We start from the raw sequence: 7813 nt of genomic DNA, 5'->3' as shown, positions 1-7813 counted from the left end.
GGGGGGCGGGGGGGGCCTGCGCCGCGGGGGCCGCGCCGGGGGCGCGGGCCGGGCGCGCGCCCCGCGACGGCGCCGGCCCCTGCGGTAGGGCGGGAGCCGGCGGCGTGACGGTGCCCTGGGAGCCGGCCGCGGAAGCCTGCGACGGGTCACCGGTCCGCGCCGTGAGCGCGGGCGTCGGCGTGCCATCAGCCTGCGGCGGGGCGGAGGCCGGCGGCTGGCCGGCCGGCTGGGAGACGGGGGCGGCCGGTGCGGCGGCAGCGGCCTGCGGCGGCACGGCCTGCGGCGGCATCGGGGACGAGGTGGGGCCGGCGGGTGGTGCCAGGGGCGCCGGCTGCTGCGCTCCTGGCACGCCCGAGACCGGTGCCGGCCGGCCCGGGGGGACGGGACCGTTCGGCGGCGCTTGCACCGGTGCCGGTCCTGGCGGGACGGCCGGCGCGGACCCGTCCACGGACGCGGACGGATGCGCCGGGGCGGGCCCGTCGACCGGCAACGGCCCGTTCACGGGCACAGAACCGTTGCCCGCCGCGGGGCTTGTGATGTGCGGGGCGGGCACGGCCGGCGGGACGGACCCGGCCGGCGGGAGGGGCTCGGGCCGGCGGGTGGGCGGGGAGATCGGTTTCGCGGAGTCGATCGGGGCCGGTTGAAGTGCCGGCGTCGCCTGACCGGACGCCGCGGGGTTCGGCCCACCGGCGACGAGCGGGGTGGGGACCGCATCGACGTCGCCGTGGTCGGCGGGGTCGGTGATGTCGGTGTACGCCGAGTCGGCGGACTCGTCGCTGAACACCGACCTGGTGTCGCCCGGCGGGTCCACGTCCGACCGGACGTCGACATCGTGGACGACGAAGCCGTCGATGACCGGATTCGGGTCGAGGGCGGGGGCGGCGAACGCCCCGAGGTCGGGCAGGTCCTGGCTGGTGAAGGAGGGTCCGTCCAGCGCGGGGGGCTCCAGGTTGAGCTCCGGCGGTTCGATGTCCGCGTCGAAGGAGACGTTCCCGCCGCCGTTCTGACCGACGACGGGTCCACCGAGAGTGATCACCGGCGGATCGCCGATGGTGCCGGGCGTCGTGTCGCCGGGCGTGGGCCGCGTCCTGCCGCCGGCCGCGCCCACGGCAGGCCCGCCGGGGCCCGCGGAGCTGGCGGAATCCGGACCGGAGCCGGGATCGTCCGGGCCGTCCCCACCGAACTCGGGCGTCGACGGGTCGGGGATGTCAGCGATGGTGGGGACGTCGGGCGGGAGGACGCCGATCGCCTGTCCCCCCTTGCGGGCCCCCTTGCCGAGGTGCCCGGCGGCGGCCTCGGAGCCGCCTTCCACGGCGCCGGAGATCGCGTCGTCGGCCGCCGAGGTCAGGCCCCACTGGCCGTCGACCACGCCGGTGGCGAAGATGCCGCCGCCGACCTCGAGCACGACGGAGAACGCGGTGCCCAGCGCCATGCTGGCGACCGGGTTGCCGGCGCCGGCCTCGATGCCGATCGTGCGGAACCAGGCGTCGGCCCTGCCCATGAACACCTTCATGCCCGGCAGGCCGAGCAGGGACGACGCGGTGGCCGCCAGACCGTACTTGACCATGTGGGCGAGCTCGCCGGCGTCGAAACCGCCGCGGCGGCCCTCCAGGATCTGCCAGGCCTGCGCGATCAGCGACGAACCGGGCATGAACAGCATCTGCATGCCGAGGATGTGCGCCGCCGTCTTCGCGGTCGACAGCGACAGCACCCGCTGCATGAGCGTGCGGGTGGCGATGATGCGGGCGGCGGCCTCCTCCGGCGCGCCGAACGCGGCCTCGATCGCGGCGATCGCGAGCTGGATCTGCATGAAGATGAACATCACGAAACCCTGCTTGCGGGTGTAGTCCATCTGCAGTTCCTGCTTGCGCAGCAGGGCGGCCGCGGCCTTGAGCAGCAGGCCGCCCTGCAGCAGCAGCTTCGGGTCCTCGACGACGAACTGGGAGGTCTGCGCGACGAACTGCTTGCCGGGGGTGCCGCCGACGGACGCCTTCACCGAGCGGATGATCTGTTCCAGCTCGGTGGCGAGGGAGTTCGTGACCTCGTCGGCGCCAAGGTCGAGCTCGTCGGCGAGGGAGCGCATCACCGGCAGTCTCGCGCCGGGCAGGCGCATGCCGGTGAAGGCGTAGATGGCCCCGTCCAGGGACTTGGACATCCGGGTGCTCCCCTCCGGCCGCTCGTCGCATCCCCGCCGCCGCCGGCGGCGGTGGGTGCCTGGCTGGGGTCAGCCCCTGGGGCCGCCGCCGGGCCAGTTGTCGGCGTGCTGGGACGTGCCGGCCTCGGTCTGGTCGCCGATGTGGCGCACCAGGTTCAGCCGGTCGCCCTGCACGCCGATGGCCTGGCCCAGGCTGACGTAAAGCTTGCCGAAGGCCGTCATGATCTTGTCGAAGGTGGCCTTGGCGTACAGGGTCGCCTCGTCCTTCGCGTCGCCGACGAAGTCGACGCCGGCGACTTCGGCGAGCCACTCGCCGAAGTCGCCGTAGTGCCCCTGCAGGGCCTTCAGCGCCGGCACGCGGGACGCGATCGCGTCGCCGTCGTGCTGGATCAGCTTGGCGCTCACGTCCACTGCCCGTCGCTGTCGGGCGGGGTGGCGGGGCGGCCGTCGTCGGGCATGTTGCGGGTGAACATGTCGGCGAGTTCGTCGACGAGGTCCTCGACGGAGGTGACCTCGCCGAGGCGGCCCACCGAGGACGGCAGGTCCCGCATGAGGTCCTGGATGCCGGCCAGGGCCCGGTCGCGGGCGCCCTTGCGGGCCGCCTCGATGGTGCGGATCAGCAGGTCGGCGAGCTCGGCGGGAGCCAGTTCGCGGTAGGCGTCGCCGCGGAAACGCAGCTCGCGCAGGTCGCCCTGGCCGCCGACGGTCACCGTGACCAGCTTGTTGCGGTCGCTGGCCTGGTAGCTGACCTGCGGCCCTTCGGCGCGGATGCGGGCGGTGACCTCCTGGGTGCGGGCCAGCTCGGCGAGCGTGGTCTCCATCAGGCTGTCGTCGAACAGTGCCATGCGGCTCCTCCTGTTCTCTCTGTTCTCTCAGCGGCCGCGACGGTCTCTCAGCGGCCGCGACGGGTGCGGTCGCGCGACGGTGGGGCGGGGATGACGGTGGGGCCCTGCGGGGACTCGGGGTCGGCCGGTGCCGTGCCGTCGGTGCGGCCGATCACCGCGGGGGCGCATGCGGGGTCGGTGCCCCAGACCTCCTCGTCCTCGGTGAGCCAGGTGTTGCGCTGGCGTTCCCGGGACTGGCCCTGGCCGGCCTGCCCCCCGCCCATGCCGCCCATGCCGCCCATCGGCATGAACGGCATGCCGGTGCCGCCGGACGCGCTGGACGCCCCGGACGCGGCAGCCACCGGGCCGCCGAGCGCCGAGGACGCTCCTGGCAGGCCGTCGGTGCCGGCCGAGCCCGCGCCGAGGGAGCCGAGGCCCGCGAGCCCGGCGGCGGAACCGATCTGCGCCGCGCCCGCCGGCAGCACCCCGGCCGTGCCGAAGCTGCCACCACCGCCGCCGGGCACCGTGCGCATCAGGGGCGCGCGGATGTCACCGACGCCCACGCCGGAACCGCCCGCGCCGAGCCCGCCGACGCCGCCGCCGATGTCCACTCCGTCGACGGTGGTCGGGAACGCGGTGCTGGGCAGCGAGCCGCCGGACAGGTCGGGCACCCCGCCACCCACACCGCCACCCAGACCGCCACCCACGCCGCCGCCGGGGGCGAGCAGGCCGGCCTGCTGCAGCACGGCCGACTCGGCGGGGGTGAGCGGAATCCCGTCGAGCTGGCCGGTGCGGCCCAGGTCCGCGAGCTGCGCGGGGCTCAGGTCACCGAGGGAGTTGATGCCCTCGGCGCTCGGGCCGAGCAGGCCGTCGTGGCGCAGCTGGTCGAGCTGGGCGCCGGTGACCGGGGTGTTGTCCAGTGCGCCGGCCGAGTCCAGCGCGGCGAGCTGCGCGGGGCTGAGATCACCGAGATCGTTGAGCGCGCCGCTGGTCGACCCGAGCAGACCGGCCTTGTCGAGGGTCGACAGGTCGCCCTGGGACAGCGGAACGTTGTTGAGCAGGCCGTCGCGTTGCAGGGTGCCGAGCTGCTGGGCGCTGAGATCGCCGAGGGTGGCGCCGGGCGCGGCGGCGATGCCGGCCTCGCGCAGCGCCGCCTGCTGTTGCGGGGTCAGCGCGAGACCGTCGAGCGCGCCGGCCTGCTGCAGCGCGCTGAGCTGCTGCGGACTGAGGTCCCCCAGGGTCTTCGGCGTCGTGTCGTCCCCGCCGAGGCCGCCGGCACCGCCGAGAGCGCGCGTCCTGACGAGACCACTCCCACCGCCAAGACCATCGACACCGCCGAGACCACTCCCACCGCCAAGACCGTCGGCACCGCCAAGACCGTCGGCACCGCCGAGAGCGCGCGTCCTGACGAGACCACTCCCACCGCCAAGACCGTCGGCACCGCCGAGAGCGCGCGTCCTGACGATGCCGTTCGTGCCACCGAGGCCATTGGTGCCACCGATGCCGCTGCCCTTCAGCTCATTCCCGATGCCGTTCAGCCCATCCCCGATGCTTCTGATGAGGTTGTTCACCTCGTTGCCGACGCCGTTCAGGTAGTTGTTGATGTCGTTGTTGGTGTCGTTGTTGGTGTCGTTGTTGCCGCCGGCGAGGTCGAGGGGCGGCGCCGAACGTGGCGGGGGCGGCGGCGGCATCTTCGCGAGTTTCATCGCGGTCTGCGCGGCCCCGAGCGCCGTGACCAGCTCGCCCGCGGCGGTCACCGACGGCGCGAACGCGGTCTGGACGTGACTGGCCCACTGCGCGCGCAGCGCCGTGTCGACTTTCAGCCATTCGGGCTTGCGCAGCACCGCGAACTGGCCGGGAACGCCGACCCAATCCTGAAAGCTGATGTACATCTCCCGCCAGCTGTCGGAATCGGAGTCGTAGCCGAGCTCACCGCGGATGCGCCCGGTCTCCCACAGCCCGCCGGAGTCGTTGCGGTTGGGGTCCGAGCCCATGCTGTCGAACACCTGGGAACTGTCGAACATGGCGACGATCAGGTTGAACGGGTGGACCCACACGCCTTTCGGACCGGGCAGCGGGTCGCGCGGGTCGCCCTGCTCCTTCTCACCCATCCAGTACGCGTTGTCCTGGCGCAGCGTGGTGACGAACCTGCGTGCCTTTTCGACGGCGCCGTCCAGCGGGCCCTTCCAGGTCGCCGCCGCCTCGGGAACGCCCTTCAGCCCGCTTTCGGCGGCGACGACCCGGTCCCGGAACGCCTGCGCGGCCGAGCCGGCGAACGCCGCCGCCTTCGTGTCGATCCCGGTGACGTCGGCATCCAGGCCGGTCAGGGTCGTGCCGCTCCACGTGCCGATGCCGGCGAGCGCCTCGTTGACGCCCTGGAGGGTCTCCGGGTCGAACGCGTAGCCGGGGCCGACGAGGCCCTTGACGATCGCGCCGACGGCGTTCGTCCAGGCGTTTCCCAGCGCCATCAGCGGGTTCGCTCCGGCCGTGGCCGCGCCCGACTGCTCGCCCGGAGTGGTCGAGTTACGGCTGTCGCCGTCGGTCGAGGTCTTCGCGCCGACCCACAGGGTCAGCCATTCGTAGTTGCTGCCCCAGTCGTCGGTCATCCACCGCCAGAACGTCAGCGCGCCCTTCTGGAAACTCGGTTTCGCGCTGCCGCTGGTGGCGTACTTCTCGCGCCGTTCATCGGGAATCAGCCACAGTGGCGCGGCGGCGCTGCGCACGGTGTCCGGGCGCAGCGCACTGTCGATGCCGGCGCCGGTGTAGGAGCCGCTGGTGCCCTGACCCGGGGTATTGCCCCCGCCGGTGGGCGACCCGCCGGTACTGATCACTCCCCCGGCGCTGCCGAGGACGTAACCGAGGATCGTGTTCAGCACGTCCTCGATGTGGTCGGGCGCCGCCATGGTCAGCTCCCGCCGGCCGGGGGGTTGTTTCCGCTGATCGCCGACGAGGTGCTCGTCGGGATGAACGAGTCGAACTCCTCGGCCGTCAGGGTGTTGAGGTGTTCGACGGCGCTGGAGTCGTCCAGCAGATACTGCAGGCCCCAGCGCAGGTTCGTGGCGTTGGTGTAGGTGGTGTCGATGCGGCCGGTGAGGTTCGTGCGCACCTTCTCCAGGTCCTTGACGAGGTTCACCGCCTCGGTGAAGTCGGCGCCGCCCAGGCGCAGCGGGAAAGCATCGCCGAGGCTGATCCGCGAGTCGGGGTTCGTCCCCCAGGTGTAGTTCGTCATCCGCAGGTCGATGTCGTCGAGCAGTGCCTGGTACTTGTTCTTCAACCGGGTGAGGGTCGGCTCGTCGATGACGATGTTCTCGGCCACCGGTGCTCCTTTCTGTCGCCGGCCCGGCCGCCGCCGGGTAGGGGTGGCTAGATGAGCTGGCCGAAGACGTTCGCCCCGCGGCCGTCGCCGAGGACGTACTCGTTGTGGATCTCCTCGAGGCGCTGGCGACCGAGGGCGAGGGCGGCGTTCATGTCGGTCTGGCCCTTGTTCCACTGCTGCTGGGCGAGGGAGAAGTTCGCCGGCGCCCGGCCCTCGTTGGCGGCGATGAAGGCGTTGACCTTCTGGGTGAGGGTCGCCAGCGACCGCTCGAGCAGGGAGTTGACGAAGTCGAGCTCGGCGGCGGTGTCGAGGGCGCCGTTCGGGCTGAACTGGTAGGTGGCCATGGCTGTGCCTCCGAGGTCTGCGGATGGGTCGGCGGGCGCGGTGGCCGGCCGGGGGGTGGAACGGTCGGGGCGGGGACGGTCAGGTCAGGCCGACGGCCCAGTTCGAGCCGAGCATCGCGGTGTTGTCCTCGGTGGAGGTGGTGATCTTGGCGTAGCTGGCCATCGACTCGTTGAGCAGGTTCAGCGCGGCCTTGACCTCGTTGAAGCCGTGCTGCCAGCTGGCGATGGCGTCGCGGTACTTGCCGGCGGCGACGCCGCCCCACTGGGCGAACAGCATCGACCCGGCGTTGTCGATGGTCTGCTGGACCTTGAGGCACTCGTCCTGGCAGTCGTCGAAGGCCACGATCATGGCCACGGTGGTGGTCTCGTCTGTGATGAGCAACGGATCGGCCATGCGGCGGTCCTCCTCAGGTTGCCCCGCGGGTGCGGGGGTCGGTGGCGGTGTCGGCGCGGCGGGTGCCGTCGGGGCGGGTGGCGTCGGGGCGGATCGTGCTCACCGCCGTTCGGGGGTGTAGAGGCGCGGGCCGGTCGGCAGCAGGGCCAGCAGCCGCGCGGGGACGACGCTCGCCTGGTCGGCGGTGACGCCCAGGGCCTTGGGCGCGTCGCCGTCGAGCGGGTAGCGGATGCCGGCGCCGTCGACGAGCAGCAGCGGCTGGTCCTTCGCGGCGACGTCGGTGCGGCCGACGAGCAGCGCTCCCCCGCCGGGGCGCACCGAGACGGCGACGCCGCCCGCCGCCGGGGTGCCGGGGGTCGCCGGGGGTGTCGCCAGGACCACGGCGAGGGTCTCGGCGTCGGGGCGGCCGGCGGTCTCCAGGCACACCGCCTCGCCGTGCGCGGGGGTGCGCAGCGGCGGCGGTGCCCCCGGCAGCGCGCCCTGCGCGGCGGGGACGGTGCCGCGCGGGCCGGCGGCGAGTTCCGCCGGGCTGACGGGCGTCTCGGTGGTGGCGCCGGCCTCGCCGAGGGCGAGGGCGGCCTGGGTGGCGCTCAGCGGGGTCAGGCCGCCGGGCAGCAGGAGGTAGTGGATGGTCTCGCCGCCGGCGCCGCGCGCGGCGAACAGCTGCCCGAGGGTCGCCGGGCGGCCGCCGACGGCCGGGGGGGGCCCCCCCCCCCCCCGGCCCCCCCCCGGGGGGCCCGCCCGCCCCCCCCGGGGGGGGGGGGGGGGTTTTGCGGGGGG

General features: G+C 73.8%; 7 protein-coding genes and 1 pseudogene. All 8 read right to left on the bottom strand.

Translation table 11 applies throughout. The annotated features are described in order from the left end of the window. Nucleotides 1-2155 (bottom strand): annotated as a pseudogene (locus MXD60_RS20870) (hypothetical protein); the annotation flags it as partial. A gap of 69 nt (nucleotides 2156-2224) precedes the next feature. Continuing rightward, on the bottom strand, nucleotides 2225-2560 hold the full coding sequence (locus MXD60_RS20865; protein ID WP_248821022.1) for a hypothetical protein: 336 nt from the start codon (nucleotides 2558-2560) through the stop codon (nucleotides 2225-2227). Beyond that, nucleotides 2557-3000, bottom strand: coding sequence for a YbaB/EbfC family nucleoid-associated protein (locus MXD60_RS20860; protein WP_248821021.1), 444 nt, complete (start codon nucleotides 2998-3000; stop codon nucleotides 2557-2559). The genes MXD60_RS20865 and MXD60_RS20860 overlap by 4 nt, the downstream gene beginning before the upstream one ends. A gap of 47 nt (nucleotides 3001-3047) precedes the next feature. Continuing rightward, complete coding sequence (locus MXD60_RS28955) at nucleotides 3048-5882, bottom strand: hypothetical protein (RefSeq protein WP_283098713.1); 2835 nt, start codon at nucleotides 5880-5882, stop codon at nucleotides 3048-3050. 2 nt (nucleotides 5883-5884) lie between these two features. Next, nucleotides 5885-6295 (bottom strand): hypothetical protein, encoded by a 411-nt coding sequence (locus tag MXD60_RS20850; RefSeq protein ID WP_248821020.1) that lies wholly within the window; start codon nucleotides 6293-6295, stop codon nucleotides 5885-5887. Between the two features lie 47 nt (nucleotides 6296-6342). Beyond that, nucleotides 6343-6639 carry a WXG100 family type VII secretion target gene (locus MXD60_RS20845; RefSeq protein WP_248821019.1) on the bottom strand — a complete coding sequence of 99 codons (297 nt, stop codon included), beginning with the start codon at nucleotides 6637-6639 and terminating at the stop codon, nucleotides 6343-6345. Nucleotides 6640-6718: 79 nt separating this feature from the next. After that, a complete protein-coding gene (locus MXD60_RS20840) occupies nucleotides 6719-7033 on the bottom strand; it encodes a WXG100 family type VII secretion target (RefSeq protein WP_248821018.1) in 315 nt (104 codons plus the stop codon). Between the two features lie 99 nt (nucleotides 7034-7132). Further along, a partial coding sequence (locus tag MXD60_RS20835; RefSeq protein WP_248821017.1) for a type VII secretion protein EccB occupies nucleotides 7133-7813 on the bottom strand: 681 nt, incomplete at its 5' end.

It is taken from the genome of Frankia sp. AgB32, from assembly GCF_023243045.1.
Taxonomy (GTDB): domain Bacteria; phylum Actinomycetota; class Actinomycetes; order Frankiales; family Frankiaceae; genus Frankia.
Note: the sequence above shows the minus strand (reverse complement) of the source record. Positions and strands in the feature narration are given on the sequence as shown.